Annotated in this window: 25 protein-coding genes and 1 other RNA gene; 15 read left to right on the plus strand and 11 right to left on the minus strand. The window is 65.7% G+C overall.

The features are described 5' to 3' along the window. Positions 1–15: 15 nt before the first annotated feature. The 7 genes from rpsA to gyrA all read right to left on the minus strand — a co-directional run bounded on the left by rpsA (position 16) and on the right by gyrA (position 10,374). A complete protein-coding gene (gene rpsA / locus ACTJLF_RS10895; protein ID WP_019654767.1) occupies positions 16–1,704 on the minus strand; it encodes a 30S ribosomal protein S1 in 1,689 nt (562 codons plus the stop codon). Between the two features lie 228 nt (positions 1,705–1,932). Beyond that, positions 1,933–3,945, minus strand: a complete 2,013-nt coding sequence (locus tag ACTJLF_RS10900) for a bifunctional 3-phosphoshikimate 1-carboxyvinyltransferase/cytidylate kinase (protein WP_440883056.1) — start codon at positions 3,943–3,945, stop codon at positions 1,933–1,935. Position 3,946: 1 nt separating this feature from the next. Further along, complete coding sequence (locus ACTJLF_RS10905) at positions 3,947–4,837, minus strand: prephenate dehydrogenase (protein WP_126185466.1); 891 nt, start codon at positions 4,835–4,837, stop codon at positions 3,947–3,949. A gap of 26 nt (positions 4,838–4,863) precedes the next feature. Continuing rightward, positions 4,864–5,988 carry a prephenate dehydratase gene (pheA, locus tag ACTJLF_RS10910; RefSeq protein ID WP_019654769.1) on the minus strand — a complete coding sequence of 375 codons (1,125 nt, stop codon included), beginning with the start codon at positions 5,986–5,988 and terminating at the stop codon, positions 4,864–4,866. Between the two features lie 24 nt (positions 5,989–6,012). Continuing rightward, positions 6,013–7,080, minus strand: coding sequence for a 3-phosphoserine/phosphohydroxythreonine transaminase (serC, locus tag ACTJLF_RS10915; protein WP_260310451.1), 1,068 nt, complete (start codon positions 7,078–7,080; stop codon positions 6,013–6,015). 70 nt (positions 7,081–7,150) lie between these two features. Continuing rightward, on the minus strand, positions 7,151–7,732 hold the full coding sequence (locus ACTJLF_RS10920) for a DUF2059 domain-containing protein (RefSeq protein ID WP_019654771.1): 582 nt from the start codon (positions 7,730–7,732) through the stop codon (positions 7,151–7,153). Beyond that, positions 7,729–10,374, minus strand: coding sequence for a DNA gyrase subunit A (gyrA, locus tag ACTJLF_RS10925; RefSeq protein WP_126185467.1), 2,646 nt, complete (start codon positions 10,372–10,374; stop codon positions 7,729–7,731). The genes ACTJLF_RS10920 and gyrA overlap by 4 nt, the downstream gene beginning before the upstream one ends. A gap of 224 nt (positions 10,375–10,598) precedes the next feature. On the opposite strand from gyrA, the gene ompA reads away from it, so the two are divergent. The 4 genes from ompA to ssrA all read left to right on the plus strand — a co-directional run bounded on the left by ompA (position 10,599) and on the right by ssrA (position 13,158). Then, a complete protein-coding gene (gene ompA, locus ACTJLF_RS10930; RefSeq protein ID WP_019654773.1) occupies positions 10,599–11,249 on the plus strand; it encodes an outer membrane protein OmpA in 651 nt (216 codons plus the stop codon). Positions 11,250–11,375: 126 nt separating this feature from the next. Next, positions 11,376–12,095, plus strand: a complete 720-nt coding sequence (ubiG, locus tag ACTJLF_RS10935; RefSeq protein ID WP_019654774.1) for a bifunctional 2-polyprenyl-6-hydroxyphenol methylase/3-demethylubiquinol 3-O-methyltransferase UbiG — start codon at positions 11,376–11,378, stop codon at positions 12,093–12,095. Further along, complete coding sequence (locus ACTJLF_RS10940) at positions 12,092–12,760, plus strand: HAD family hydrolase (protein WP_184605524.1); 669 nt, start codon at positions 12,092–12,094, stop codon at positions 12,758–12,760. The genes ubiG and ACTJLF_RS10940 overlap by 4 nt, the downstream gene beginning before the upstream one ends. Positions 12,761–12,773: 13 nt before the next feature. Then, positions 12,774–13,158, plus strand: a transfer-messenger RNA (tmRNA) gene (gene ssrA, locus ACTJLF_RS10945). 67 nt (positions 13,159–13,225) lie between these two features. Here the strand turns inward: ssrA and ACTJLF_RS10950 are convergent. Continuing rightward, positions 13,226–13,651, minus strand: coding sequence for a low affinity iron permease family protein (locus ACTJLF_RS10950; protein ID WP_019654776.1), 426 nt, complete (start codon positions 13,649–13,651; stop codon positions 13,226–13,228). Between the two features lie 407 nt (positions 13,652–14,058). Here ACTJLF_RS10950 and ACTJLF_RS10955 point away from each other — a divergent pair, with 407 nt between their 5' ends. The 3 genes from ACTJLF_RS10955 (at position 14,059) to ACTJLF_RS10965 (ending at position 15,328) form a co-directional block, all read left to right on the plus strand. Continuing rightward, positions 14,059–14,394 carry a hypothetical protein gene (locus ACTJLF_RS10955; RefSeq protein WP_126185469.1) on the plus strand — a complete coding sequence of 112 codons (336 nt, stop codon included), beginning with the start codon at positions 14,059–14,061 and terminating at the stop codon, positions 14,392–14,394. A gap of 55 nt (positions 14,395–14,449) precedes the next feature. Next, positions 14,450–14,887 carry an Hsp20/alpha crystallin family protein gene (locus tag ACTJLF_RS10960; RefSeq protein WP_132754570.1) on the plus strand — a complete coding sequence of 146 codons (438 nt, stop codon included), beginning with the start codon at positions 14,450–14,452 and terminating at the stop codon, positions 14,885–14,887. Positions 14,888–14,953: 66 nt separating this feature from the next. Continuing rightward, entirely contained in the window at positions 14,954–15,328 is a 375-nt protein-coding gene (locus tag ACTJLF_RS10965) for an Hsp20/alpha crystallin family protein (RefSeq protein ID WP_051127589.1), read from the plus strand. A gap of 293 nt (positions 15,329–15,621) precedes the next feature. On the opposite strand, the gene ACTJLF_RS10970 is transcribed toward ACTJLF_RS10965, so the two are convergent. From ACTJLF_RS10970 to ACTJLF_RS10980, 3 genes are all read right to left on the minus strand, one after another. After that, positions 15,622–15,855, minus strand: coding sequence for a hypothetical protein (locus ACTJLF_RS10970; protein WP_440883057.1), 234 nt, complete (start codon positions 15,853–15,855; stop codon positions 15,622–15,624). A gap of 158 nt (positions 15,856–16,013) precedes the next feature. Further along, positions 16,014–16,220, minus strand: coding sequence for a hypothetical protein (locus ACTJLF_RS10975; protein WP_019654780.1), 207 nt, complete (start codon positions 16,218–16,220; stop codon positions 16,014–16,016). A 9-nt stretch (positions 16,221–16,229) separates the two neighbouring features. Continuing rightward, positions 16,230–16,505 carry a hypothetical protein gene (locus tag ACTJLF_RS10980; RefSeq protein ID WP_019654781.1) on the minus strand — a complete coding sequence of 92 codons (276 nt, stop codon included), beginning with the start codon at positions 16,503–16,505 and terminating at the stop codon, positions 16,230–16,232. Between the two features lie 513 nt (positions 16,506–17,018). On the opposite strand from ACTJLF_RS10980, the gene ACTJLF_RS10985 reads away from it, so the two are divergent. From ACTJLF_RS10985 to ACTJLF_RS11020, 8 genes are all read left to right on the plus strand, one after another. Beyond that, positions 17,019–18,614 carry a methyltransferase regulatory domain-containing protein gene (locus ACTJLF_RS10985; RefSeq protein ID WP_440883058.1) on the plus strand — a complete coding sequence of 532 codons (1,596 nt, stop codon included), beginning with the start codon at positions 17,019–17,021 and terminating at the stop codon, positions 18,612–18,614. A gap of 57 nt (positions 18,615–18,671) precedes the next feature. Next, complete coding sequence (ggt, locus tag ACTJLF_RS10990) at positions 18,672–20,408, plus strand: gamma-glutamyltransferase (RefSeq protein ID WP_126185474.1); 1,737 nt, start codon at positions 18,672–18,674, stop codon at positions 20,406–20,408. 61 nt (positions 20,409–20,469) lie between these two features. Then, the gene (locus ACTJLF_RS10995; protein WP_019654785.1) at positions 20,470–21,219 is read left to right on the plus strand and encodes a pseudouridine synthase; all 750 of its coding nucleotides are present in this window, start codon (positions 20,470–20,472) and stop codon (positions 21,217–21,219) included. Between the two features lie 102 nt (positions 21,220–21,321). Next, the gene (locus tag ACTJLF_RS11000) at positions 21,322–22,326 is read left to right on the plus strand and encodes a YVTN family beta-propeller repeat protein (RefSeq protein ID WP_019654786.1); all 1,005 of its coding nucleotides are present in this window, start codon (positions 21,322–21,324) and stop codon (positions 22,324–22,326) included. Further along, on the plus strand, positions 22,310–23,131 hold the full coding sequence (locus ACTJLF_RS11005) for a polysaccharide deacetylase family protein (protein ID WP_440883059.1): 822 nt from the start codon (positions 22,310–22,312) through the stop codon (positions 23,129–23,131). Before ACTJLF_RS11000 ends, ACTJLF_RS11005 begins: the two co-directional genes overlap by 17 nt. A 27-nt stretch (positions 23,132–23,158) precedes the next feature. Continuing rightward, the gene (locus ACTJLF_RS11010) at positions 23,159–24,133 is read left to right on the plus strand and encodes a sterol desaturase family protein (RefSeq protein ID WP_440883060.1); all 975 of its coding nucleotides are present in this window, start codon (positions 23,159–23,161) and stop codon (positions 24,131–24,133) included. A 50-nt stretch (positions 24,134–24,183) separates the two neighbouring features. Then, positions 24,184–25,071, plus strand: a complete 888-nt coding sequence (locus ACTJLF_RS11015; protein WP_019654789.1) for an EI24 domain-containing protein — start codon at positions 24,184–24,186, stop codon at positions 25,069–25,071. After that, positions 25,068–25,868 carry a competence/damage-inducible protein A gene (locus ACTJLF_RS11020; protein WP_184605410.1) on the plus strand — a complete coding sequence of 267 codons (801 nt, stop codon included), beginning with the start codon at positions 25,068–25,070 and terminating at the stop codon, positions 25,866–25,868. Before ACTJLF_RS11015 ends, ACTJLF_RS11020 begins: the two co-directional genes overlap by 4 nt. Positions 25,869–25,935: the final 67 nt, after the last annotated feature.

Below are 25,935 nucleotides of genomic sequence, written 5' to 3' on the forward strand. Positions count from 1 at the left end.
GTCTTCCGGTTCAGCTTACTTGCTGTCGTTGTTGTCCAGCTTGGCGCGCAGCAGGGCGCCCAGGCTGGTCGTGCCCGCGTTCTCGCGTGCCGACTGCTGGCTCAGGCTGGCCATGGCGCCTTGCTCGTCGACCATGTCCTTCTGCTTGATCGACAGCTGGATGTTGCGGGTCTTGCGATCCACGTTCACGACGATGGCCGTGACTTCGTCGCCTTCCTTCAGCACGTTGCGGGCATCTTCGACGCGGTCGCGCGAGATTTCCGAAGCACGCAGGTAGCCGACGATGTCTTCGCCGAGGTCGATTTCAGCGCCACGGGCGTCGACCGTCTTGACCTTGCCGGTCACGATCTGGCCCTTGTCGTTCACCGTGGTGAAGGTGGTGAACGGGTCGCTGTCGAGCTGCTTGATGCCCAGCGAGATGCGCTCGCGGTCGACGTCGACTGCCAGCACGATCGCTTCGACTTCCTGGCCCTTCTTGTAGTTGCGAACGGCGGTTTCGCCGGCTTCGTTCCACGAGAGGTCGGACAGGTGAACCAGGCCGTCGATGCCGGCAGCCAGACCCACGAACACGCCGAAGTCGGTGATCGACTTGATCGGGCCCTTGACGCGGTCGCCGCGCTTGGTGTTCTGCGCGAATTCCTGCCACGGATTGGCCTTGCACTGCTTCATGCCCAGGCTGATGCGGCGCTTGTCTTCGTCGATTTCCAGGACCATGACTTCGACTTCGTCGCCCAGCGAGACGATCTTGTTCGGAGCGATGTTCTTGTTGGTCCAGTCCATTTCAGAGACGTGCACCAGGCCTTCGATGCCGGGCTCGAGCTCGACGAACGCGCCGTAGTCGGCGATGTTCGTGACCTTGCCGAACAGGCGGGTGCCTTGCGGGTAGCGGCGCGAAACGCCCATCCACGGGTCATCGCCCATCTGCTTCAGACCCAGCGACACGCGGTTCTTCTCGGTGTCGAACTTGAGGATCTTGGCGGTGATTTCCTGGCCGGCCTGAACGACTTCGCTCGGGTGGCGGACACGGCGCCATGCCATGTCGGTGATGTGCAGCAGGCCGTCGATGCCGCCGAGGTCCACGAACGCACCGTATTCGGTGATGTTCTTGACCACGCCGCGCACCACTGCGCCTTCCTTCAGCGTTTCCATCAGCTTGGCGCGTTCTTCGCCCATGCTGGCCTCGACCACGGCGCGGCGCGACAGCACGACGTTGTTGCGCTTGCGGTCCAGCTTGATGACCTTGAATTCGAGGGTCTTGTTCTCGTAGGGGGTCAGGTCCTTGATCGGACGCGTGTCGATCAGCGAGCCCGGCAGGAATGCGCGGATGCCGTTGACCAGGACCGTCAGGCCGCCCTTGACCTTGCCGCTGGTGGTGCCGGTGACGAAGTCGCCCGATTCCAGCGCCTTCTCGAGGGCCAGCCACGAAGCCAGACGCTTGGCGGTGTCGCGCGAGAGGATGGTGTCGCCGTAGCCGTTTTCAACGCTGCCGATGGCAACGGAAACGAAGTCGCCGGCCTGCACTTCGAGTTCGCCCTTGTCGTTCTTGAACTCTTCGATCGGCACATACGCTTCGGACTTCAGGCCGGCGTTGACGACGACGTGGTTGTGTTCGACACGCACGACTTCGGCGGTGATGACCTCGCCCGTGCGCATTTCGGAACGCTTCAGGGACTCTTCGAACAGATCGGCAAAAGATTCAGACATTTAGTTTCCTTCCGTCAGGCAGGGTTGGCAGGCGCTCTTGCGAAATTGCGTGCGGCTGCTGTGGGTCTGTAGACGGCGGTTTGGTGGGCGTGAGCCCGGTTGGTTGAACAACCAGCAGGCCGGTGCGCTGTCGCGCGGAAGGAGCCTGCTGGAGCGGTATGCACCTACGGATATGCCGTCGGGCGCCAGCTTTTCAAGCGGACCTGAAAGGCTGTCACTTCAAGCCGCTCAAGCGGGCTTGAACGGCTGAATTTCCTGCCACCAGGCCAACACCGTGTCGATCGATTGCTCGATGGACAACTGCGAGTTGTCGAGATGGCGGGCGTCCTGCGCCGGCTTCAGGGGGGCGACGCTGCGGGACGAATCCCTGGCGTCACGGGCCTCCAAGTCGGAGCGAAGACTGTCGAGTGTAGTCGAAATCCCCTTTGAAATCAACTGCTTATGCCGCCGTTCGGCGCGCTGGGCGGCGCTGGCCGTGAGGAAGACCTTGAGCGCGGCATCCGGGAAGATCACCGTGCCCATGTCGCGGCCGTCGGCCACCAGGCCCGGCAGCTGGCGGAAACGCTGCTGCAGGGCCAGCAGCGCCTCGCGCACGGCCGGCAGCGCGGAAACGCGGGAGGCGTCCATGCCGGCGGCTTCGGTGCGGATCTCTTCGCTCACGTCCTCGCCGTCGAGCAGCACCTTGCCTTCGGTGAACTGCAGGGGCAGGGCGGCCGCCAGGGCGGCGACGTCGGCCTCGTGTTCCAGGTCGGCGCTCAGGCCCGCGCGGCGCACTGCCAGGCCGGTCACGCGGTAGAGCGAGCCCGAATCGAGATAGTGGTAGCCCAGCAGGCGCGCGACTTCGGCCGCCAGCGTGCCCTTGCCCGAGGCGGTCGGGCCGTCGATGCAGATCACCGGCACCTCGGTGGCCTGCGCCACGGAGAAGAGCGTCTCGAAGTAGTCGGGGAAGGTCTTGGCGACGCAGTGCGGATCGAGGATGCGCACCGGCACGCCGGCCGGGTTGAACGCCGCCAGCGAGAAGCACATGGCCACGCGGTGGTCGTCGTAGGTGCGGATGCTCGCGGGGCGCCAGCCGGCCTGTGCCAGCGGATGCACCCGGATGAAATCGGGCCCGGCCTCGACCGTGGCGCCGAGCTTGCTCAGCTCGTTGGCCATGGCGTCGATGCGGTCGGTTTCCTTCACGCGCCAGCTCGCGATGTTGCGCAGCGTGGTGGGGCCGTCGGCATAGAGCGCCATCACGGCCAGCGTCATCGCGGCATCGGGGATGTGGTTGGCGTCGAGGTCTATGGCCTTGAGCGGCCAGGCGCCCCGGCGGATCTCGAGCCAGTTGGGCCCGCTGTCGACCAGCGCACCCATCTGGCGGGCGGCGTCTATGAACCGGATGTCGCCCTGGATGGAGTCGGCGCCCACGCCTTCGATGCGGATGCCCTCCTTGCCGGAAACGCCGGTGGCGATGGCGCCGAGCGCGATGAAGTAACTGGCGGAGGAGGCATCCGCCTCCACGTGGATCTCGCCGGGCGAGCTGTAGCGGCTGCCCGCGGGGATGGTGAAGCGCTCCCAGCCGTCGCGGTGGACCTGGATGCCGAAGCGCGCCAGCAGGTTCAGCGTGATCTCGATGTACGGCTTGGAGATCAGCTCGCCGACCACCTCGATCACGATGTCGTTGGCCGCGGCCAGCGGCAGCCCCAGCAGCAGGGCAGTGAGGAACTGGCTCGACACGTCGCCGCGCACGCGAATCGGGGCGTCGAGCGCCAGGTCGCCGTGCGGCACAGGATGGATGCGCAGCGGCGGATAGCCGGGGTTGCCGAGGTAGTCGATGCGGCAGCCGAGCTGCGTCAGCGCATCGACGAGGTCGCCGATGGGGCGCTCGTGCATGCGCGGAACACCGCTGAGCTCGAATTCGCCGCCCAGCAGCGACAGCGCCGCCGTCAGCGGGCGCATCGCCGTGCCGGCGTTGCCGAGGAAAAGCGGCAGCAGCGTCTCGCCGGACTTGAGCCGTCCGCCCAGCCCGGTGACGCGCAGCGTGCTGCCCGCCTGTTCGATGCCGCAACCCAGGGCGCGCAGCGCGTCGAGCATCACGCGGGTGTCGTCGGAATCGAGCAGGTCGTGGATGGCGGTGGTACCGCTGGCGAGTGCCGCGAGCAGCAGCACGCGGTTCGAGATGCTCTTGGAGCCCGGCAGGCGCACCGTGCCGGCCGCGCCGGCGAGCGGCGGGAGGTCGAGGAAGGTCGTCGAGAACATCTCAGTTGTCCTGCTGCTGCGACGCGCTGTCGGCGGCCGGCTTCCAGGCCGCCCGCGTCTTGCTGGCTGCGGCGATCGACAGCTCCAGGCCCTGCAGGTCGTTGGCGGCCATCAACGCCTCGAAGTCGTCGAGCGCCTTGCGGAAAGCCCGAGACTGCTCCAGTACATGCTCGCGGTTGGCCAGCAGCACGTCGCGCCACATGACCGGATCGCTCGCGGCGATGCGCGAGAAGTCGCGGAAGCCCGGGCCCGCAAGGCTCAGGAAGCGCTCGCCCTGCGGCTGCGCGGCCAGGCCGTTGATGTACGCGAATGCCAGCAGGTGCGGCAGGTGGCTCACGGCGGCGAAGGCGCCGTCGTGCTCCTCGTGCGTCATCGTGACGACGTTGGCGCCGATGCCGCTCCACACCTGGGTGGCCCGCTGCACGTTGGAGCGCAGCGTGGTCTTCACCGGGGTCAGCACGACCTGGCGTCCGGCGAAGAGCGACGCCTCCGCGTGCTCGATGCCCGAGAGCTCCTTGCCCGCGATGGGGTGCGCCGGCACGAAATTCGCGAACTGGCGCTGCAGGCCGTTGCGCGCGGCCTCGATCACGTCGCCCTTGGTCGAGCCCACGTCCATGACCAGCGTCTCGCTGGAGATGCCGTGGCGGATGGCCTTGAAGGTGGCTTCGGACGCAGCCACCGGCACCGCCAGCAGCACGATGTCGGCGCCCGACACCGCCAGCAGCGCCGAGGGCGCCGCCACGTCGATCACGCCGAGCTGGCGCGCCCGCTCGGTGGTGGAGGGCGACTTGCTGTAGCCCACCACGCGTTTCACCAGCTTCGCGCGCTTGAGTGCGAGCGCGAAGGAGCCGCCCATCAGGCCGCAGCCGATCAGTCCCAGTTGTTCGAACATGCTGTCTCTGTGTGTCTGCCTGCCGGTCAGGCCTTGACGGGGTAGGCGCCGAGCACCTTGTAGAAGGCGCAGAGGCCGCGCAGCTCGGCCAGCGCGGCAGCCACGTTGGGCTGCGAGGGATGGCCGTCGAGGTCGATGTAGAAGTAGTACTCCCACTGGCCGGTGCGCGCGGGGCGCGACTCGAAGCGCGTCATCGAGACGTTGTTGAGCTTCAGCGGTACCAGCAGGTCGTGCACTGCGCCGGGCCGGTTGGGCACCGAGACGATCAGGCTCGTGCAGTCGCGGCCCGATGCCGGCGGCATGGCCAGCGTCTGCGGCAGGCAGATGACCGAGAAGCGGGTGCGGTTGTACGAGTCGTCCTGGATCGCGTGCGCCACGATGTGCAGGCCGAAGCGCGTGGAGGCGCGTTCGCCCGCCAGGGCGGCCCACTTGGGATTGGTGGCCGCGAGGCGTGCGCCCTCGGCGTTGCTCGAGACGGCACGCCGCTCGGCATTGGGCAGGTGCTTGGACAGCCAGGTCTGGCATTGCGCCAGCGCCTGCGGATGGGCCAGCACCGCCTCGACGCCTTCGAGCGAATTGCTGCTGCGCAGCAGGTGGTGGCGGATCAGCAGGCTGACCTCGCCGACGACGTGCGTGGGCGAGTGCAGGAACAGGTCCAGCGAGCGCGTGACCACGCCCTCGGTCGAGTTCTCGACGCCGACCACGCCGTATTGGGCGCTGCCCGCGGCGGTGGCATGGAACACCTCGTCGAAGCTGGCGCAGTAGATCAGGTCGGCGGCGCCGCCGAAGTATTCGATGGCGGCCTGCTCGCAGAAGGTGCCTTCGGGGCCGAGCACGGCAACGCGCTGCGGCGACTCGAGCGCCAGGCAGGCCGACATGATCTCGCGCCAGATGGCGGCAACGTGGAGGTCCTTGAGCGGACCGCCATTGCTCTTCTGCATCTTGTCGATGACCTGCGCCACGCGGTCGGGGCGGAAGAACGGCGTGCCCTCGCGCTTCTTGACCTCGCCGACCAGTTCGGCCACGTGGGCCCGCTCGTTGAGCAGGCTCAGCAGGCGCTGGTCGAGCGAGTCGATCTGCACTCGCAGATCGGCCAGGCTTTCGGAATTGTCGGGAGAGGAGGAGGGCGGTGTGGGTGCGGAGGCGGTCATCGGTGCGAGCGGCTGGGCATGCGCCTAGGCATGCGATCGCTCGAATTCTCGCATGTAGGCCACCAGAGCCTGCACCCCTGCCAGCGGCATGGCGTTGTAAATGCTCGCGCGCATGCCCCCGACCGACTTGTGGCCCTTGAGCTGCAGCAGCCCTGCTTCGCGAGCGCCGGCGAGGAAGGCCTCGTTGCGGCTCTCGTCAGCCAGGAAGAACGGCACGTTCATGCGCGAACGGCAGCCCGGGTCGATGCGGTTGGCATAGAAGTCGGAGCCGTCGATGAAGTCGTACAGCAGCTTCGCCTTGGCGATGTTGCGCTGCTCCATGGCGGCGACACCGGTGTACTCGCCCTCGGTCTGCTCCAGCAGCCACTTGAACGTGAGCCCTGCCATGTAGATGCCCCAGGTCGGCGGGGTGTTGTACATGGACTGGTTGTCGGCCACGGTCTTGTAGTTGAAGGCGCTCGGGCAGATCTCTAGCGCATGGCCGATCAGGTCGTCACGGACGACCACGATGGTCAGCCCGGCGGGGCCGAGGTTCTTCTGGGCGCCGCCGAAGGCCAGGCCGACGCGGCTCCAGTCGACGCTGCGCGAGGCGACGTGCGAGGAGAAGTCGATGACCAGCGGCGCGCTGCTGCCGAGAGCGGCCAGATCGGGCAGTTGCTGGAATTCGATGCCGTTGATCGTTTCGTTCGAGCACACGTGCACGTACGAGGCATCCTTGGAGAGCTGCCAGGTCGCGGGATCGGGCAGCTTCGTGTGCTGGTTGTCGGCATTGCTGGCGGCCACGCGCGCATTGCAGTAGCGCTGGGCTTCCTTGTGCGACTTGGTGCTCCAGCTGCCGGTGATGACGAAGTCGGTGGTCTTGCCGCGCGAGAGGTTCAGCGGAACGATGGCGTTCTCGCCAAGCCCGCCGCCCTGCATGAACAGGATGTGGAAGTTCGAGGGAATCGCCAGCAGCGTGCGGAGGTCGGCTTCGGCCTGCGTGCAGATCGAACCGAACTCCTTGCCGCGATGGCTCATCTCCATCACGCTCATGCCGCTGCCCTGCCAGTCGAGCATTTCGGCGGCGGCGCGTTGCAGCACCGCCTCCGGCATGGCAGCCGGACCGGCCGAGAAGTTGTAGGGGCGCTTGCCGGCCGGCGTCTGCTGCTGGGTCACGTTTCTCTTACTTCTTTGCTGGGGCCTTGGCAGGTGCCTTGGCGGGGGCTGCGCCACCGTCGGTCGGTGCGCCGAGGGCCTTGGCGACGGCGGTGTCGAGCGCCTGCATCTTGGGCTCGACCGTGGCACGCGTCTCGGACACGAGCTTTTCCGTCAGGGCGGTCTGCATCTTGGGATTCAGTTCCTGGTACTTCTTGCTCAGGGGCGAGTTGATCCAGGCCAGCAACTGCTTGAGCTCGTCTTCGCTGAAGTTCTGTTCCATCAGCGGGGTCAGGGCGCCGGGGGCCAGTTGCACGGCCTTGTCGCGGACGATGGGGTAGGTCTCGTCGAAGTACTTCTTCAGCTCGGCGTCGGCGGCCTTGGCGGCGGCTTCGCGCTTGGCCTCGGGCACTTGCGTCTGCAGGTACTGCGAACCCGCCTGCGCGATCGGGGCACTCGACTGCTCGACCAGGCCACGAGCCAGCGACTCGATGCCGGGGCGCTGGATGTCGATGAACTGCTTGATGAGCGTGGCCTTGTCCTGGGCCAGGGCGGCCATCGAGCTGCTTGCCAGGGCGACCGTCAGAAGTGCGAGTTTGATTTTTTTCACTGAGGATTCTCCGTTGAAGATGAGGAAGTATCGTCTGCTTCAGGCTCGGATTCGCCGTTCGCGTCGTTTTCGACGATACGTTGTAGCCCGCTGAGTTTGGCGCCTTCGTCGAGCCCGATCAGCGTGACGCCTTGCGTCGCGCGACCCAGTTCACGAATCTCGGCAACCCGGGTGCGCACCAGCACGCCCTTGTCGGTGATGAGCATGATCTCATCATCCGCATGCACGAGAGTGGCGGCAACGACCTTGCCATTGCGCTCACTCTGTTGAATCGCGATCATGCCCTTGGTTCCCCGCCCATGACGGGTGTATTCGGTAATGCTTGTTCGCTTTCCGTAACCATTTTCCGTGGCCGTGAGCACGCTCTGCTGCTCGTCCTCGGCCACCAGCATCGCGATCACGCCCTGTCCGGCCTCGAGCGACATGCCGCGCACGCCGCGTGCATTGCGGCCCAGCGGACGGACGTCCTCCTCGTCGAAGCGCACGGCCTTGCCGCCGTCGCTGAAGAGCATCACGTCGTGCTTGCCGTCGGTGAGTGCGGCGCCGATCAGGTAGTCGCCCTCGTCGAGGTTGACCGCGATGATGCCGCCCTTGCGCGGGTTGCTGAACTCGTCGAGCGCGGTCTTCTTGACCGTGCCCATCGACGTCGCCATGAACACGTACTGATCGGCCGGGAAGTTGCGCTTCTCACCGGTCAGCGGCAGGACCACGTTGATCTTCTCGCCTTCCTGCAGCGGGAACATGTTGACGATCGGTCGGCCGCGGGAGCCGCGCGATCCCACCGGCACCTCCCAGACCTTGAGCCAATAGAGTCGGCCGCGGTTCGAGAAGCAGAGGATGTAGTCGTGCGTATTGGCAATGAAGAGCTGGTCGATCCAGTCGTCGTCCTTGGTGGCGGTGGCCTGCTTGCCGCGGCCTCCGCGCTTCTGTGCCCGGTATTCGCCGAGGGGCTGGCTCTTGATGTAGCCGCTGTGCGAGAGCGTGACCACCATGTCGGTCGGCGTGATCAGGTCCTCGGTCGAGAGGTCGTAGGCGCTGTGCTCCACCTGGCTGCGGCGCGCGCCGATCTTCGATTGGCCGAACTCCTGCTTGAGGGTGCCGAGTTCATCGCCGATGATGGTCGAGACGCGCTCGGGCTTGGCCAGGATGTCGAGCAGGTCGTCGATCTCGGCCATCACTTCCTTGTACTCGGCGACGATCTTGTCCTGCTCCAGGCCGGTCAGGCGCTGCAGGCGCATCTGGAGGATTTCCTGGGCCTGCGTCTCCGAGAGGCGATAGAGACCGTCGCTGCCCATGCCGAACTCGCGCTCGAGGCCCTCGGGACGGTAGTCGTCGGCGTTGACCACACCGCCGTCGGCGCGCGTGCGCGTGAGCATCTCGCGCACCAGCTTGCTGTCCCAGCTGCGCGTCATGAGCTCGGCCTTGGCGACCGGCGGAGTGGGCGATTCGCGGATGATGCGGATGAACTCGTCGATGTTCGCCAGCGCCACCGCCAGGCCTTCGAGCACGTGGCCGCGCTCGCGCGCCTTGCGCAGGTTGAAGACCGTGCGGCGGGTGACCACTTCGCGGCGGTGCTGCAGGAAGACCTCGATCAGGTCCTTCAGGTTGCAAAGCTTCGGCTGGCCGTCGACCAGCGCCACCATGTTGATGCCGAAGGTGTCCTGCAGCTGGGTCTGCTTGTAGAGGTTGTTGAGCACCACCTCGGGCACTTCGCCGCGCTTGAGCTCGATGACCAGGCGCATGCCCGACTTGTCGGACTCGTCCTGGATGTGGCTGATGCCCTCGATCTTCTTTTCGTGCACGAGCTCGGCCATGCGCTCCTGCAGCGTCTTCTTGTTGACCTGGTAGGGGAGCTCGTCGACGATGATCGCCTGGCGCTGGCCGCGGTCGATGTCCTCGAAGTGGCACTTGGCGCGCATCACGACCTTGCCGCGGCCGGTGCGGTAGCCGTCCTTCACGCCATTGATGCCGTAGATGATGCCGGCGGTGGGGAAGTCGGGGGCGGGGACGATCTCCATCAGCTCGTCGATGCTGGCTTCGGGGTTGCGAAGCAGGTGCAGGCAGGCGTCCACCACCTCGTTCAGGTTGTGCGGCGGGATATTCGTGGCCATGCCGACCGCAATACCGCCGGAGCCATTGACCAGCAAATTCGGCAGCTGGCTCGGCAACACCTTGGGCTCTTTTTCGGAGCCGTCGTAATTGTCCTGAAAGTCGACGGTTTCCTTGTCGATATCGGCCAGCATTTCGTGCGCAATTTTCGCCAGCCGGATTTCCGTATACCGCATTGCGGCCGCGTTGTCTCCATCGACGGACCCGAAGTTGCCTTGGCCGTCGACCAGCATGTGGCGCATGGAGAAGTCCTGGGCCAGGCGGACGATGGTGTCGTAGACCGACTGGTCGCCGTGCGGGTGGTACTTACCGATCACGTCGCCGACGATACGGGCCGACTTCTTGTACGGGCGGTTCCAGTCGTTGTTCAGCTCGTGCATCGCGTACAGCACCCGGCGGTGCACTGGCTTGAGGCCGTCGCGGGCGTCGGGGAGTGCTCGGCCCACGATCACGCTCATGGCGTAATCGAGGTAGCTGCTGCGCATTTCCTCTTCGAGACTGATGGGCAGGGTTTCTTTTGCGAAGGAGGTCATGAGCAAGGGACTGGCGGCAGGAAGGCGAAATTTTACGCTGTGAGGGGTGTCGCACCGCCGCAACACAAGGCGCCTATTCCGCCTCCGTCCTACGCTTCCGGGCCGTCCCGCGGGCTGTTTGCCAAAGACCCTATGGCACAATCGCCTCAACGTTTTGGGTGGTGGTCACTTAAAGCGTCCTTGATTCGCAGCGCGGCTGCGGCTTTTTCCCCAAGAGGAGAACCATGAAGAAACTGAATAAAGTGGCGATGATGTTTGCAGTCGCTGCGCTCGCCACTGCCGCCGGCGCGCAGACCCGTGTCACCGCTGCGGACGGCGGTCCTACGATCGACAACTGGCAAAACGGCACCGGCGAACTGGTTTGGAAGAACGGCACGAACGAACTGTGCTGGCGCGATGCCAACTGGACGCCTGCTACGGCTGCCGCTGGTTGCGACGGTGCTCTGGTTCCTGCAGCTCCGGTTGCTGCCACCCCGACTCCTGGCGCCCCGACCCCCCCGCCCGCTCCGCAAGTCGCCGCTTCGAAGGTGACCTTCGCTGCTGACGCCTTCTTCGACTTCGACAAGTCGGTTCTGAAGCCCGAAGGCCGCGCCAAGCTGACCGACCTGGTCGAGAAGATTCGTGGCGTGAACCTGGAAGTCATCATCGCTGTCGGCCACACCGACTCGATCGGTACCGACGCCTACAACCAGCGTCTGTCGGTGCGTCGCGCCGAAGCCGTCAAGGCCTTCCTGGTCTCGAAGGGCATCGAACGCAACCGCGTCTACACCGAAGGCAAGGGCAAGAAGCAGCCTGTGGCTGACAACCGCACCAAGGAAGGCCGCGCCAAGAACCGTCGCGTGGAAATCGAAGTGGTCGGCACCCGCGCCAACTAATCGATCGATTCCATCGACAATGAAACCCCGCTTCGGCGGGGTTTTTTTATGGCTGCCGAATTCGCGATTGATCTTCGGCAAAGGCTTGCGGTGTTTATCGGACATCGACCGTTTCATAATCGCTTCATGACAGAAAACCTGAATGCCGATCCGGCCGAACTGGCCAAGTTTTCAGAACTCGCACATCGCTGGTGGGATTTGGAAAGTGAATTTCGGCCGCTGCATGAAATCAATCCATTGCGTCTGGAATGGATTGACGGTATTGCGCCGATTTCGCAGCGTCGTGTGCTCGATATCGGCTGCGGCGGCGGAATCCTGGCGGATTCGATGGCCCGCAAAGGGGCTGACGTTCTGGGCATCGATCTCGCCGGCAAGGCGCTCAAGGTCGCCCAGTTGCATGCGCTCGAGGCTGGCACCCGGGGAGTGAAGTACCGGGAGATCAGTGCGGAGGCGCTGGCTGCCGAGCAGCCGGGCAGTTTCGACGTCGTGACCTGCATGGAGATGCTCGAGCATGTGCCGCAGCCGGCTTCGGTGATCCAGGCCTGCGCTGCGCTCGTGAAGCCGGGTGGATGGGTGTTCTTCTCGACGATCAACCGCAACCTGAAGTCCTTCATGCTGGCGATCGTGGGAGCGGAATACGTGCTCGGCATGCTGCCCCGCGGTACCCATGAATATGCAAAGCTGATCCGGCCCAGCGAGCTGGCCGGGTACTGCCGGGCGGCCGGCCTGGATCTTCGCCATACGCGAGGGATGGAACACAACCCCCTGACCCGCCGCTACTGGCTCAGCGACGACACCAGCGTCAATTACATGTTCGCCACGCAAAAGCCTGGGCCGCAGGAATGATCGGCCGCGAAACAAGGGCCGTGCTGTTCGACCTGGATGGCACCCTGATCGACAGTGCACCCGACCTCGGCGCCGCCGCCGACAAGATGCGCACCGACCGCGGCCTCGATTCCTATCCGCTGGAGCGCTATCGTCCCATGGCCGGGGCAGGGGCGCGCGGCATGTTGGGCGTGGCGTTCGGCATCACGCCCGAGTCGCCGGAGTTCCCCGAGCTGCGCGAAGAGTTCTTCGTAGCCTACGAGCGCCGCATGCTCCTCAATACGCAGGTGTTCGATGGAGTGCAGGCGCTGATCGAGGCGCTGCGGGAGCGTGGCCTTCTGTGGGGCGTGGTTACCAACAAGTCGATGCGCTTCACCGATCCGCTGACCCAGGCCCTTCCGCTCTTCGCCACTGCCGGCGCGGTCGTGAGCGGCGACACCACGCCGTTCGCGAAACCGCATCCCGAGCCTTTGCACGAGGCTGCACGCCGGCTCGGCGTGCCTTCCGACGCCTGCATCTACGTCGGCGACGACGAGCGCGACATCATCGCGGGCCGCGCCGCGGGAATGCGCACGGTTGCGGCAACCTACGGCTACATGGGCTCGCAGGCCGATTCGACGCTTTGGCAGGCCGACGCATCGATCTCTTCACCCCTTGAGCTCTTGAAGTTGCTCATTAGCGCCTAAAATACGTTCTCCAGGGGCTGCACTGGTTTCGACGTGGGTTCGGAGTCGCAGCGGGGCATGTCGAGCTGAATGCGCTCGTAAAACAGATTCAAACAAACTAACTGCAAACGACGAACGTTTCGCACTCGCTGCTTAATTGCCAGTGAGCCTTGCAACAGTTGGCCGATGGGCTGGGCAAGGGGGTCTGGAGCAATCCTGACCTCCCGGCTGCAAGGATAACTACATGGGCTGGCTCCGATCCGGGTACCTTGGGTCGGGGCGAGAAAATAGGGTACTGGCGTCCGGTTTAGCGTGTGACTGCGCGACTCCGGAAGCGAGACTCAAAACAGATCACTAAACATGTAGAACTGCGCGATGAAGGCTTGCGGACGGGGGTTCAAATCCCCCCAGCTCCACCAACATGACGTCCGAGGGCGTTCACCGAGGTCCGGTGAACGCCCTTTTCACTTGGACGTTCTCCCTCGGCTATTTCGCCTCTGAATCTTCTTTTCCGTGCCCCCGCCGGCGGCGTTCGGCACGGGTGCGCTCCAGCGTCGCGTGGCTTTTCCTTGCCGCTGCTTCGCACTTCTGGTGCAGGACGCTCAGCTCCTGATCGGTGAGCTTCTCGATGCCCATGAATTCGTCTTGGGCGTCGGACGAGCGGATGAGTTCGTCGAGCTTGGTCTGCAGCGCCACGCCGTCGCGGTTCTGGGTGTTCTGGATCAGGAACACCATCAGGAAGGTCACGATGGTGGTGCCGGTGTTGATGAGCAGCTGCCAAGTCTCCGAGAAGCCGAAGAACGGTCCCGAAATCGCCCATGCCACGACGATGGCCACGCACGCCAGGAAGGTGATCGGACTTCCTGCGATGTGGGCGATCCGATTGGCGAAGCGGGCGAAGAGCTGGTCCATGGTCCTTCAAGTTGTTATGCGTTTTGCCGCGAAGGTTGACCGCATCGGCGGCGCCCGTGCGTCGGCCGGCGCCGCAGAAGTTGCTCAGGTAAAGCCGAGATGTTCGTCAGTTCGAGCCGTTGCCTTCCAGCGGTCGCGCCATGCAGGGCGCACGTTGCCGGAGTCGGATTTGTCCGACACCGCGGGCACGAACCTTGTCGTAGATTCTGGCTCCCTGCGGTCTCCCCGTAGGCTTGCTGTAAACCTCAGCCCGGCCCGAGCGGCCGGGCTTTTTTCGCGTGGGTCATCGTCCCTGCACGGCCTTCGTGCTTGGGCCCGGGCGTCGAGAAATTCCCTCTTGAAAACGGCGAGGCGCCGCCTATCTTCACCTCCGTCGGAAATTGGTCGACCGAAAAGGAGGTAATGCAATGACCATGAACTTGCTCAAGCAAATCGCCGGCTCCCGCCTACCTGTCACGTTCTATCGCACTGAAGACATCGACCAGGTCAGGGTACTGCGCGCCGCCGGGCTCGTCGTCGCCCTCGTGCCGTCGCCTTCGGATCCTCTTTCCCTGTCTGGTGCGGCCTCGGCTGCGCAGGTGCTTGCCATCACCCAGAAGGGACGCGAGGAACTGGCGAAATTCAACTATCCGGACTCACGCGCTCCGCGCTGGCGAAGCCGTTCGCCGCGCTTCACCGCACGGCTGCGCTCGTTCGCCCGCGGCTCCTCGCAGGCTGCCAGCGCTTCCCGCCTGCCCCAGTGAGGGCTCCGGCCCTTCCCCAGGTTTTCACAGGTTCCAGATTTTTGGAGGTTCAGCCATGTACCGAGCTTTCTTCCCGCGCGACATGCTCGCGGAAATGGACCGTCTGCAGCGAGACATGCGGCAGGCATTCGATCTTGCACCCACCATCCGGGGCTTCGGCAGCAACGGGTTTCCCGCGCTGAATGTCGGTGCGACGCCGCAGGCGGTGGAAATCTATGCCTTCGCTCCCGGCGTCGATCCGTCCACGCTGGAGGTCCATCTCGAGCGCGGCCTGCTGACCATCGCCGGCGAGCGCAAGAGCGTGCTGCCCGAAGCGGATGCGAAGGCGGCCGTGCACATCAACGAACGCTTCGAAGGTTCGTTCCGCCGCATGTTGACGCTGCCCGACGATGCGGACCCCGAGGCGGTCGATGCCAAGCTGCGCGACGGCTTGCTGCACATCACCGTCCGCCGCCGCGCATCGGCCCAGCCGCGCCGCATCGCCGTCCAGTGATCGCTGTCCAGTGATATCGAGGAGATGAACACCATGAGCAACGACATCCAGACCCGTTCCTCCGGCATGCCGGAGAACCACGAGCCGAAGAAGGCTCCGCGCTATGGCAGCGCCGCGCTGACGCCTCCTGTCGACGTGATCGAAGATGCGGGAGGCATCACGCTCTATGCCGACCTTCCAGGGGTTTCGCGCGAGAACCTGAACCTCCACGTTGAAGCGGAGACCCTGACCATCGAGGCCGAGTCGAGCCTGACCGTGCCCGAAGGCCTGAAAACCAGCCATACGGAAGTCGGCCTCGGGCGGTTCCAGCGCGTCTTCACGCTCAGCAAGGAGCTGGACACCGAGAAGGTGTCCGCGGAGCTTGCGCAGGGCGTGCTGAAGCTGCGGATCCCCAAGGCCGAGCACGCGAAGCCCAGGCGCATCAACGTCGAGGTGGCTTGAGCGATGGTGGGCGGGGCGGTTCGCTGCCCCGCCGAGGTGGACCCGACGCAGCTCAAGCAGGTCTTTCGCGATCGTGCGTCGCAATGCGCTGCCGCTGCGGCGGCCCGCTATCGGAAGGCGCTGAAGGCACCGAATCCGCCGGGAGTGCGCGGGTGGTCGAGCGCCAGGCTGAGGGCGCCCAGCGCAACCATGACCAGATCAAGGCGCTGCGGGACGAGCTGCGCGAACGGTCTTGAGTTCGTATGTGCCCAGCGTGACGACCAGGCACTTGCTGGTAGGCATCGATCGGGAGATCAGGCCAGAACGGCTGGCCCCCGGTCGGGGCCGATCGGGGAGCTTATGGTTGTTGGTTCGACCGGCTGTACGTCGAGCGGATCACAAGGGCTGCTGATCTGGTTTCCGTCGAATTTCACTCGCAGGAACCTTCCGTTCGCGCCGGCTACAGTGCCGAGCCTGCCGTCACACAATACGCGGCTTCCTCGCTCGAGATTGAGCCCGTGCAGCCGGCAAATCTCCTTGATGGTCATCTTTCTTGCTCACGGCGTAGTTGTCAGCAAATTGTTTTCGGATGACAGGGAGGCGTCTTCTTCCGGGATTCGTCCGCTTGTGTAGAACGGGCGCGTGGGCGCTTGAAGTCGTGCGCCGCGTCCGGCGACGTCAGCTCAGGCGGGCGCTGCAGGCGCTGTCAATAGCACTGGAAGAGGACGCCCTGTTCCGCAGGAGCCTTGCCCAGCCAGCGCGGCGTCTTGTCGCGCGCATCGCAATAGTCTGATGCCTGGACATAGGTCATGGCGCGCAGCACGCCTTCACGGACTTGCGTCACCTCGTTCGGGGGAGTGGAACAGCCGGCGACGAGGACCAGGGTGAGCGGAAGCAGTGTGCGCCAAATCATCGGGGCATTCTAAGACCGGGGATCGTTGGAGCTGCGCCCGCGGCCCGGGTAGAGATACCTGAAGTACTCGCCCGACCGGCCGAACAATTGCCTGGCGAGCTGGACCGGATCTTCGTCCTTGTGCTTTTCGTAGAGCACGGGTCCCCAGATGATGAAGCCGTCGATGCTGAGGCTCCTGGGTGAAGGCTCGATGGCCTTCCATGCATGTGCGAACTTCGAGATCCAGGCAAGCGCTTCCTTGAGCGGGTAGTTCGGCGGTGGGGTCGTTTCGTCGGTCGCAGGCATGGCGGACTTCCTTGTTGAAAAGACTGTATGAATATACAGTAAACTACGCCCATGGAAAACATGCCCGCCACTCTCTGGATCGCCGCCTGCGCGCACCGGCTGCAGCAGCGGTGGCACACGGTGGACGCCCTCGAGCTCGAGGACGTCGCACGAACCCTGTGGCGCGACGCGCGCCTGCGTGCGATGTGGCCTGAAGACGCCGCGGCAGACTGGCTCCGCCCGGTGGCCCGCCCCGAGGAATGCGGCGAATGTTCTTCCGGTCCCGGTCCTTCCCATCCCAGTTTCTCCTTGACGGGTAAACCGTCCCCCGCTGGTCAACCTGTGCGGGGGCCTTGACGCAATGCCAAGCAGATAGGCTTTTCACGCCCGGCCATTTGGCCGGGCTTTTTTATTGCGCGATGGCCTGTGGTCACGGCTATAGTCGGCGAGCACTGTCACATCGCAGTCACCGTCTGTGATCGTCTCTGCGCTCCTTCCTGCCACCTGCCCAGATCCCGAAGAAAAAGGACGCCCGTGCCGGACTCCCTGACTTCCGAGTTGACCAGCTACTACGACACGGTGCCCTACGACTCGCATCCGTTTCCGCAATCGGCGATGGAGCACCTGGAAGCGCTGGCCTTTCTCTTCGGTCTGGACGTTCCTCCTCCCGCGACGGCCCGCGTGCTGGAACTCGGCTGCGCCGCCGGCGGTAATCTGATTCCCTTCGCGGCGCGCCATCCCGAGGCGCGCGCGGTCGGCGTCGACCTATCGACGGTGCAGGTGGCCCAGGGCGCTGCCGCCATCGCGCGCGCGGGGCTTTCGAACATCGAACTCAAGGCGTTCAACCTGGCGGAGATCGACGCCTCGTTCGGGCAGTTCGACTACATCGTCTGCCACGGCGTCTACAGCTGGGTGCCAGGCGAGGTGCAGGACGCGATCCTGCGCATCTGCAGCGAGAACCTCGCGCCCAACGGCGTGGCCTACGTCAGCTACAACGTTTACCCCGGCTGGAAGGCGCGCGAGATCGTGCGCGACGCGATGATCCTGCGCGGCGGCCCGCGCGATACGCCGGAAGAAAAGCTCTCCTATGCGCGAGGCATGCTCGACTTCCTCGAGCAGTCGGCTCGTGCCGACAGCGTGCTCAAGAAGACGCTCGAAGAGGCGATGCCCATCGTGCGCAACGCCAACAGCTCCTACCTGCTGCACGAGTTCCTCGAGCCATGCAACGCGCCGTGCTATTTCAAGGAGTTCGTTGCGCGCGCGCAGACCCGCGGCCTGGCCTACCTGTGCGACGCCGAGCCGTCGACGATGTTCGTGCAGAACTACGGCGAGAAGGTGCGCGATCCGCTGCTGCGCGAGTGCGGGGGCAGCCAGGTGCTCATGGAGCAGTACCTCGATTTCCTCGTCAATCGCACGTTCCGCCAGACGCTGCTGGTCGGGCAGGCCCACGCCCAGGGCGTCCGCTACAGGCTGGAGCCTGCGCGCATCCGCCAGCTCGAGCTCGCGGGTGCCTTCAAGACGGAAGACGGTTCTGCGCTCGCGCTCGATGCGCGCGAGCAGCCCTGCAATGCGCAGCGCGGCCTCAAGGTGACGCTGCGGCTGCCGGTGCACAAGGCGGTGGCGCATCTGCTCGACACGCGCTATCCGGCCTCGATGTCCGCCGGATCGCTCATCGAGGCGGTGGCCGCGCTGGTGGGGCAGCCTGCGGCGGCGGTCGAGCCGGCCGTGATGGCCATGGTCGAGGAACTGCTGATCCTTGGCGCCCTGCGGTTCAGGCGCTCGCCGGTGCGCACCGCCGAAACGGTCTCCAGCCTGCCGCAGGCCTTGTCCGCGGTGCGAAGCGCGGTGGCCCTCGTGCCCGGTGCCAGTCCCGCCGCCAGCACCTGCAACCAGTGGCATGAGCATGTGACGGTGTCGCTGCTGGAACGCAGCCTGCTGCCGCTGCTCGACGGCACCCGTTCGCACGAGGCGCTGGCAGAGCATCTCGAAGCCGAGGTGCGCAGCGACAGGCTGCGCTTCGTCAAGGACGAAAAGCCGCTGACCGATCCGGCGGCCGTCAGGGAGTTCGCGCGCCAGCAGGTTGCGGTCGCGCTCGACGCGCTTCGCCGCAAGGGGCTGCTCACGGCATGACTGCCGGCAGGGCACCACACCAAAGATTCTTCAACACGCTCTAGAGGAGACTTCAACATGCAACAAATCCACTGGACTCCCAAGCTGAGGGGCGCCGTCGCGGCGGTGCTCGCGCTGGCCGCGGCCGGCGCGACGCACGCGGCGTCGGTGGCGCCCGTCGCCGCCGAGAACGGCATGGTCGTGAGTGCCCAGCACCTGGCCACCAAGGTCGGCGTTGACGTGCTCAAGCGCGGCGGCAACGCAGTCGACGCGGCGGTGGCCGTGGGCTATGCGCTGGCGGTGGTCTATCCCGCGGCGGGCAACCTCGGCGGCGGCGGCTTCATGACCGTGCAGCTGGCCGACGGCCGCAAGACCTTCCTCGATTTCCGCGAGAAGGCCCCGCTGGCCGCCACGGCCAACATGTACCTCGACAAGGACGGCAACGTCATCAAGGGCCTGAGCACCAAGGGCCACCTCGCCGTGGGCGTGCCCGGCAGCGTCTCGGGCATGGAATACGCGCGCGAGAAGTACGGCACCATGAAGCGCGGCGAGCTGCTCGCCCCGTCGATCCAGCTGGCGGAGAAGGGCTTCGCGCTGGAGCAGGGCGACATCGACCTGCTCGCCACCGCCACGGCCGACTTCAAGGAAGACCCGGCCACGGCCGCCATCTTCCTGAACAAGGGCGAGCCCTACAAAGTGGGCGACAAGCTGGTGCAGAAGGACCTGGCCAAGACCCTGCGCGAGATCAGCGCCAAGGGCACCGACGGCTTCTACAAGGGCTGGGTCGGCAACGCCATCGTGGCCTCCAGCCAGGCTGGCAAGGGCCTGATCACGCAGGCCGACCTCGATCAGTACAAGACGCGCGAAATGGCCCCCGTGGAGTGCGACTACCGCGGCTACCGCGTCGTGTCGGCGCCCCCGCCGAGCTCGGGCGGCGTGATCATCTGCGAGATGCTCAACATCCTCGAGGGCTATCCGCTCAAGGACCTGGGCTACCGCTCGGCACAGGCCGTGCACTACCAGATCGAGGCCATGCGCCACGCCTACGTGGACCGCAACAGCTACCTGGGCGACCCCGACTTCGTGAAGAACCCGCTCGACCGGCTGCTCGACAAGGGCTACGCCGAGAAGATCCGCGCCGTCATCGACCCGAAGAAGGCCGGTGTCTCCAAGGACATCAAGCCCGGCGTCGCACCGCATGAAGGCAGCAACACCACCCACTACTCGATCGCCGACAAGTGGGGCAACGCGGTCTCGGTGACCTACACGCTGAACGACTGGTTCGGCGCCAAGGTCACGGCCGCCAAGACCGGCGTGCTGCTGAACGACGAGATGGACGACTTCACCTCGAAGGTGGGCGTGCCCAACCTCTACGGCCTGGTGCAGGGCGAGGCCAACAAGATCGAGCCGGGCAAGCGCCCGCTGAGCTCGATGAGCCCGACCATCGTGTCCAAGGACGGCAAGCCGGTGATGGTGGTCGGCACCCCGGGTGGCAGCCGCATCATCACCGCGGTGATGCTGACCATGATCAATGCCATCGACTACGGCATGAACGTGCAGGAAGCCGTCGACGCGCCGCGCTTCCACCAGCAGTGGCTGCCCGACGTCACCAACGTCGAGACCTACGCGCTGAGCCCCGACACGCGCAAGATCCTGACCGACATGGGCCACAACCTGGGCGTGCCGCAGCCGGCGAACCACCTCGCCGCGATCATCGTCGGCGCGCCCTCGCTGGGCGGCAAGCCGGTGGGCAACAACCGCTTCTACGGCGCCAACGACCCGCGCCGCAACACGGGCCTGGCGGCAGGCTACTGATCCTGCGGCAAACTCGAAGGCGGTCGTGCCCTTGACGGCGCGGCCGCTTTTTTCATTTCCCATGCACCTGCAAGACATCCTATTCACCCAGGGCTTCGGCACGCGCCGCGTGTGCGCGGGCCTTGTCCAGCAAGGCCTCGTGACCATCGACGGCAAGGCGGTGATCGACCCCTTCGCCGATCTCGACCCCGAGGGCCTTCAGTACACAGTGCAGGGCACCCCGTGGGAGTACCACGAGAAGGCCTACCTGATGCTGCACAAGCCCGCCGGCACCGAGTGCTCGCAGAAGCCCTCGACCTATCCGAGCATCTACACGCTGCTGCCGTCGCCGCTGCGGTTGCGGCCCAACAAGGGCGCAGTGCAGGGCGTGCAGGCCATCGGCCGGCTCGATCAGGACACCACCGGCCTGCTGCTCCTGACCGACGACGGCCAGTTCATCCACAAGATGGGCTCGCCCAAGCACCACGTGCCCAAGGTCTACGAGGTGACGGCCAAGCACCCGGTGGACGAGGCGCAGATCGCGAAACTGCTGGCCGGCGTGGTGCTCGACGACGATCCGAAGCCGGTACGCGCCGCCGCCTGCGAGTCCGACGGCCCGCTGCACCTGCGGCTCACCCTCACCGAGGGCAAGTACCACCAGGTCAAGCGCATGCTGGCGGCGGTCGGCAACCGGGTGGAGGGGCTGCATCGCTCGCGCATCGGCGACCTGGCGCTGCCAGCCGACCTCGCGCCCGGGCAGTGGCGCTGGCTGACGGCCGACGAGGTCGCGGGCCTGCGCGCACCGGCCAGGCCCGCCAAGGCATTGAAGTAGAAGGGGAAAAACGCAGGGAAACGAGGGAAAAGGGCACGATTCCGGTCAGCCAGTCTTAAGGGCCGGCCGTTAACATTCCGAACTCTCTCCCGGAATCTTCCCTTGCGACTCCCTGCCCGACCGAACGGCCGCCTTGCGGCTTTCCTGCTTGCCTGCATGACGGCCTTCGCGGCCCACACCGCCGCCGCAGCGCCGGAACCCCCTCCGATCTTCGTGCTCAACTCGCTGGACGCGAACGTCAGCGTGATCAATCCCGTCGACTGGACGGAAAAGCTGCGCATTCCCACCGGCAAGGAGCCGCACCACATCTACATGACGCCCGACGAGAAGTCGGTCATCGTGGCCAATTCGGCGGGCGACTCGCTGACCTTCCTGAACCCCCGCACGGCGGAAGTCCAGCGCGTGGTCTACGGGATCATCGATCCGTACCAGCTGCAGTTCTCGCGCGACATGAAGTGGTTCGTGACGGCCGGCAACCGGCTGAACCACGTCGACGTCTACCGCTGGGACGGCAAGGACCTGAAGCTGGCCAAGCGCATCGCCAGCGGCAAGACGCCCAGCCACATCTGGATCGACAACACCAGCACCATCGCCTACGTGACGATGCAGGACAGCGACGAGATGATCGCCGTCGACCTGCCCACCCAGACCATCAAGTGGCGCGTCGCCACCGGCGCCATGCCGGCCGACATCTTCGGCGTGCACAACGACAAGACCCTGCTCGTCGGCCTGACCGGCAGCGATGGCGTGCAGGTGTTCGACGTGGCGGGCGCCGAGCCCAAGCTGGTCGGCAAGATCCCCACCGGCAAGGGCGCCCATGCCTTCCGGTCGGCCGGCGACGGCAAGACCGTGTTCGTGAGCAACCGCGTGGCCAACACCATCAGCCGCATCGACCTGGCGACGCTGAAGGTGGTCGCGACCTACCCGGTGCCCGGCGGCCCCGACTGCATGGACGTCTCTGCCGACGGCAAGACGCTCTACGTGACCTCGCGCTGGGCCAAGAAGCTCAGCGTGGTCGACCTGGCCAGCAACAAGGTCGTGCGCCAGGTCAACGTCGGACGCTCGCCGCACGGCGTGTGGACCCTGGACCATGCGAAGCGCATCTAGGCGCGCCGGGGTCGCCGCTGCGGCCTCCATGGTCGTCCTGGCGGCGGCGCTCGCGCCCGGCGCCTGGGCGGCGCAGGAGCCGGCCGCCTGCGAGAAGCCCGTCTACCTGACCTTCGACACCGGCCACATGGGCATCGCGCCCCTGGTGGCCGACGTGCTCAAGCGCCAGGACGTGCGCGTCACCTTCTTCGCCGCCGCCGAGCGCACCCAGACCGACGGCGACAGCCTCGACGACCACTGGGCGCCCTGGTGGAAGGCGAGGGCGGCCGAAGGCAACGAATTCGGCTCCCACACCTATGACCACGCCTATTGGCGCGGCGACGTGAAGGGCACGCCTCCCAGCTTCCGCATCAGGCCTTCGGCCGGCCCGCAGAACGGCAAGGAATCGACCTGGAGCGCGGCCGAGTACTGCGCCAACATCAGGAAGGCTTCCGACCGGCTGGCGGCGGTCACCGGCAAGAAGCCACTGCCGCTGTATCGCGCGCCGGGTGGCAAGACCTCGCCCGCGCTCCTGGCTGCGGCCGAGGGCTGTGGTTACAAATACGTGGGCTGGGCGAGTGCCGGATTCCTCGGCGACGAACTGCCGAGCGAGAAATTCAGCAACGCGAAGCTGCTGACGCAGGCGCTGGACACCATCCGCCCCGGCGACATCCTGCTCGCCCACCTGGGCATCTGGTCGCGCAAGGAACCGTGGGCGCCCGCCAACCTCGAGCCGCTGATCGTCGGCCTGAAGGCCAAGGGCTTCTGCTTCCGTACGCTGCGCCAGCATCCGGACTTCAAGGGCTGGATCGCCTCCCATCCCTGAAAAACTGAACGACGAGTTTTCCCGATCGTGATCGACTGGCTGACAGACGCCTTTTCCGCCCTGCAGGGCTGGTTCTTCGAAACCGCCGTACAGCCGCTGGTCTACGCCGTGGGCCTGGGCGGCTGGACCGAGGATGCCTTCGACGCCACCGGCTGGCTGCTGGTTGGGCTGATCCAGATCCTGGTGCTCATCGCCGTCATCGGGCCGCTGCAGCGCTGGCGCTCGGTGGAACCGGTGGCGGACCGCCATGCGATCCGCATCGACATGCTCTACACGCTGATCCACCGCCTCGGCCTGTTCCGGCTGGCGATCTTCTTCACGCTGCAGCCCTTCTTCGACGACGCCATGGGCGCGCTGCGCACGGCGGGGTGGGGCACCTTCCACCTCGACGAGGTGTGGCCCGGCGTCACCGACATCCCGTGGGTGGCCTTCGCCATCTACCTCGTCGTGCTCGATTTCGTCGGCTACTGGATCCACCGAGGCCAGCACCAGTTCAACTGGTGGTGGGGACTGCATTCGCTGCACCACTCGCAGCGCCAGATGACGATGTGGAGCGACGACCGCAACCACCTGCTCGACGACATCATCCACGACGCGCTGATCGTCATCGTGGCGCAGCTCATCGGCGTGGCGCCGGGGCAGTTCATCGCGTTCGTCGCCTTCACCCAGCTCAGCGAGAGCCTGCAGCATGCCAACCTGAGGCTGAGCTTCGGCGCCATCGGCGAGCGGCTGTGGATCAGCCCGCGCTTCCACCGGCTGCACCACAGCATCGGGCTAGGCCATGAATCGAAAGGCGCCAGCACCCTCGGGGGCCACAACTTCGGCGTGCTGCTGCCATGGTGGGACATGCTCTTTCGCACCGCCAACTTCGAGGACCGCTACGACCCGACCGGTATCCGCGACCAGGTCGAACCCCGTGCCGACGGCCACGTGCGCGACTACGGCCGCGGCTTCTGGGCCCAGCAATGGCTGGGGCTGAAGCGAATGGTCGGTCGCGGCTGAGGGGCTACGGCGCCTGAAGGGCGCTCCCCAGAGGTTATCCTCGCTGCCTCATGCGCCTGCTCCTCGACTCCTTCTGGCGCGCGGTCGCCTACTGCATGCTGCCGCGCGTGATCGTGCTGTCGCTGCTGCCGTTGGGGCTGATGATCGTGCTGGCCGCGGCGCTGGGCTACTTCTACTGGGACGCCGCCGTGGCCTGGACCCGCGGCGCACTCGACGCCTGGCCGCTGCTGTCGAGCTTCTGGTCGTGGATCGGCCGTCTCTTCTCGGGTGACGTCACTTCCGTGCTGGCATCGCTGGTGGTGGTGTTCGCCGCCACGCCGGTGATCGTGGTGGTCTGCCTGCTGATCGTGGCCGGGTTCATGGCACCCGCCCTGACCAGGCTGGTGGCCGAGCGGCGCTTTCCGGGGCTCGAGCAGAAGAAGGGCGCTTCCTTCTTCGGCAGCGTGGCGCGCTCGCTGGGGGCCACCGTGCTGGCGGTGATCGCGCTGGTGGTGTCGATGCCACTGTGGCTCATTCCGCCGCTGGTGCTGATATTGCCGCCGCTGATCTGGGGCTGGCTCACCTACCGCGTGATGAGCTTTGATTCGCTGGCCGAGCACGCCAGCCCCGAGGAACGCGTCGCGCTCATCCGCGCACACCGGCTGCCGCTGCTGTGCATCGGCGTGCTGTGCGGCTACCTGGGCGCTGCGCCAAGCATCGTCTGGGCGTCGGGCCTGCTGTTCGCCGCCGCTTTCTTCGTGCTGATCCCGATCGCCATCTGGATCTACACCCTGGTCTTCGCCTTCTCGGCCCTCTGGTTCGCCCACTACTGCCTCGACGCGCTCGCGCAGCTGCGCGCCCTGCGTGCGGCCGCGGAGGCCTCGGCGGCAGCCGGCGTGCCCGCCATCGAGGCCGACGAGGCCAGCAAGGCCGCTCTTTCCCAATGGGGTTCACCATGACTCGCACATTCGGTCTCATCGTCGTCGGCGACGAGATCCTTTCCGGCAAGCGTGCCGACAAGCACATGGCCAAGGTCATCGAGCTGCTCGCCGCGCGCGGCCTGCAGCTGAGCTGGGCCGAATACGTGGGCGACGAGCCCGCGCGTATCACCGCGGCGCTGCAGCGCGCCTTCGCCTCGGGCGACATCGTCTTCTCGACCGGCGGCATCGGCGCCACCCCCGACGATCACACCCGCCAGTGCGCCGCCAAGGCGCTCGGCGTGCCGCTGGCGCTCCATCCTGAGGCCGAACTGCTGATTCGCGAGCGCATGCAGGACACCGCGCGCGAGCAGGGCCTGCCCTATGAGCCCGACCGGGCCGACAACGTGCACCGGCTCAACATGGGCGTCTTTCCGCAGGGCGCCACGCTCATCTACAACCCCTACAACAAGATCCCGGGCTTCAGCGTCGGCGACGTGCATTTCGTGCCGGGTTTTCCCGTCATGGCCTGGCCGATGATCGAATCCGTGCTCGACGGCCGCTACGCCGGCCTGTTCGCCACCAACGCCGTCGCCGAGAAGTCCGTGATCGTTTTCGGTGCCATGGAGGCCACCCTGACCCCGCTCATGGAGGCCATCGAGGCCACCCACGCAGGCGTCAAGGTGTTCAGTCTGCCGAGCGTCGATCACCCCACCTACGGCCGGCATATCGAGCTGGGCGTCAAGGGTGAGGCCGCCCGGCTCGACGCCGCCTATGCCCAGCTGATCGAAGGCCTGCACACTTTCGATGCCAAGCTTGGCCCCGAATTGGTGCGCTGAAATCAATTGCACCAAAATAGTGATTTTCTGCCTTCATTTGGGCTGCCAGACTGCCATCAAAGCCTCA

Origin of the sequence: Variovorax sp. 22077, assembly GCF_052044195.1 — a bacterium.
GTDB classification, from domain to species: domain Bacteria; phylum Pseudomonadota; class Gammaproteobacteria; order Burkholderiales; family Burkholderiaceae_C; genus Variovorax; species Variovorax atrisoli.

Coding starts and splice junctions, on each gene's coding strand:
- rpsA (WP_019654767.1), bottom strand. CDS start 1,704: ATGTCTGAATCTTTTGCCGATCTGTTCGAAGAGTCCCTGAAGCGTTCC.
- ACTJLF_RS10900 (WP_440883056.1), bottom strand. CDS start 3,945: ATGTTCTCGACGACCTTCCTCGACCTCCCGCCGCTCGCCGGCGCGGCC.
- ACTJLF_RS10905 (WP_126185466.1), bottom strand. CDS start 4,837: ATGTTCGAACAACTGGGACTGATCGGCTGCGGCCTGATGGGCGGCTCC.
- pheA (WP_019654769.1), bottom strand. CDS start 5,988: ATGACCGCCTCCGCACCCACACCGCCCTCCTCCTCTCCCGACAATTCC.
- serC (WP_260310451.1), bottom strand. CDS start 7,080: ATGCCGGAGGCGGTGCTGCAACGCGCCGCCGCCGAAATGCTCGACTGG.
- gyrA (WP_126185467.1), bottom strand. CDS start 10,374: ATGACCTCCTTCGCAAAAGAAACCCTGCCCATCAGTCTCGAAGAGGAA.
- ompA (WP_019654773.1), top strand. CDS start 10,599: ATGAAGAAACTGAATAAAGTGGCGATGATGTTTGCAGTCGCTGCGCTC.
- ubiG (WP_019654774.1), top strand. CDS start 11,376: ATGACAGAAAACCTGAATGCCGATCCGGCCGAACTGGCCAAGTTTTCA.
- ACTJLF_RS10940 (WP_184605524.1), top strand. CDS start 12,092: ATGATCGGCCGCGAAACAAGGGCCGTGCTGTTCGACCTGGATGGCACC.
- ACTJLF_RS10950 (WP_019654776.1), bottom strand. CDS start 13,651: ATGGACCAGCTCTTCGCCCGCTTCGCCAATCGGATCGCCCACATCGCA.
- ACTJLF_RS10955 (WP_126185469.1), top strand. CDS start 14,059: ATGACCATGAACTTGCTCAAGCAAATCGCCGGCTCCCGCCTACCTGTC.
- ACTJLF_RS10960 (WP_132754570.1), top strand. CDS start 14,450: ATGTACCGAGCTTTCTTCCCGCGCGACATGCTCGCGGAAATGGACCGT.
- ACTJLF_RS10965 (WP_051127589.1), top strand. CDS start 14,954: ATGCCGGAGAACCACGAGCCGAAGAAGGCTCCGCGCTATGGCAGCGCC.
- ACTJLF_RS10970 (WP_440883057.1), bottom strand. CDS start 15,855: ATGACCATCAAGGAGATTTGCCGGCTGCACGGGCTCAATCTCGAGCGA.
- ACTJLF_RS10975 (WP_019654780.1), bottom strand. CDS start 16,220: ATGATTTGGCGCACACTGCTTCCGCTCACCCTGGTCCTCGTCGCCGGC.
- ACTJLF_RS10980 (WP_019654781.1), bottom strand. CDS start 16,505: ATGCCTGCGACCGACGAAACGACCCCACCGCCGAACTACCCGCTCAAG.
- ggt (WP_126185474.1), top strand. CDS start 18,672: ATGCAACAAATCCACTGGACTCCCAAGCTGAGGGGCGCCGTCGCGGCG.
- ACTJLF_RS10995 (WP_019654785.1), top strand. CDS start 20,470: ATGCACCTGCAAGACATCCTATTCACCCAGGGCTTCGGCACGCGCCGC.
- ACTJLF_RS11005 (WP_440883059.1), top strand. CDS start 22,310: ATGCGAAGCGCATCTAGGCGCGCCGGGGTCGCCGCTGCGGCCTCCATG.
- ACTJLF_RS11015 (WP_019654789.1), top strand. CDS start 24,184: ATGCGCCTGCTCCTCGACTCCTTCTGGCGCGCGGTCGCCTACTGCATG.
- ACTJLF_RS11020 (WP_184605410.1), top strand. CDS start 25,068: ATGACTCGCACATTCGGTCTCATCGTCGTCGGCGACGAGATCCTTTCC.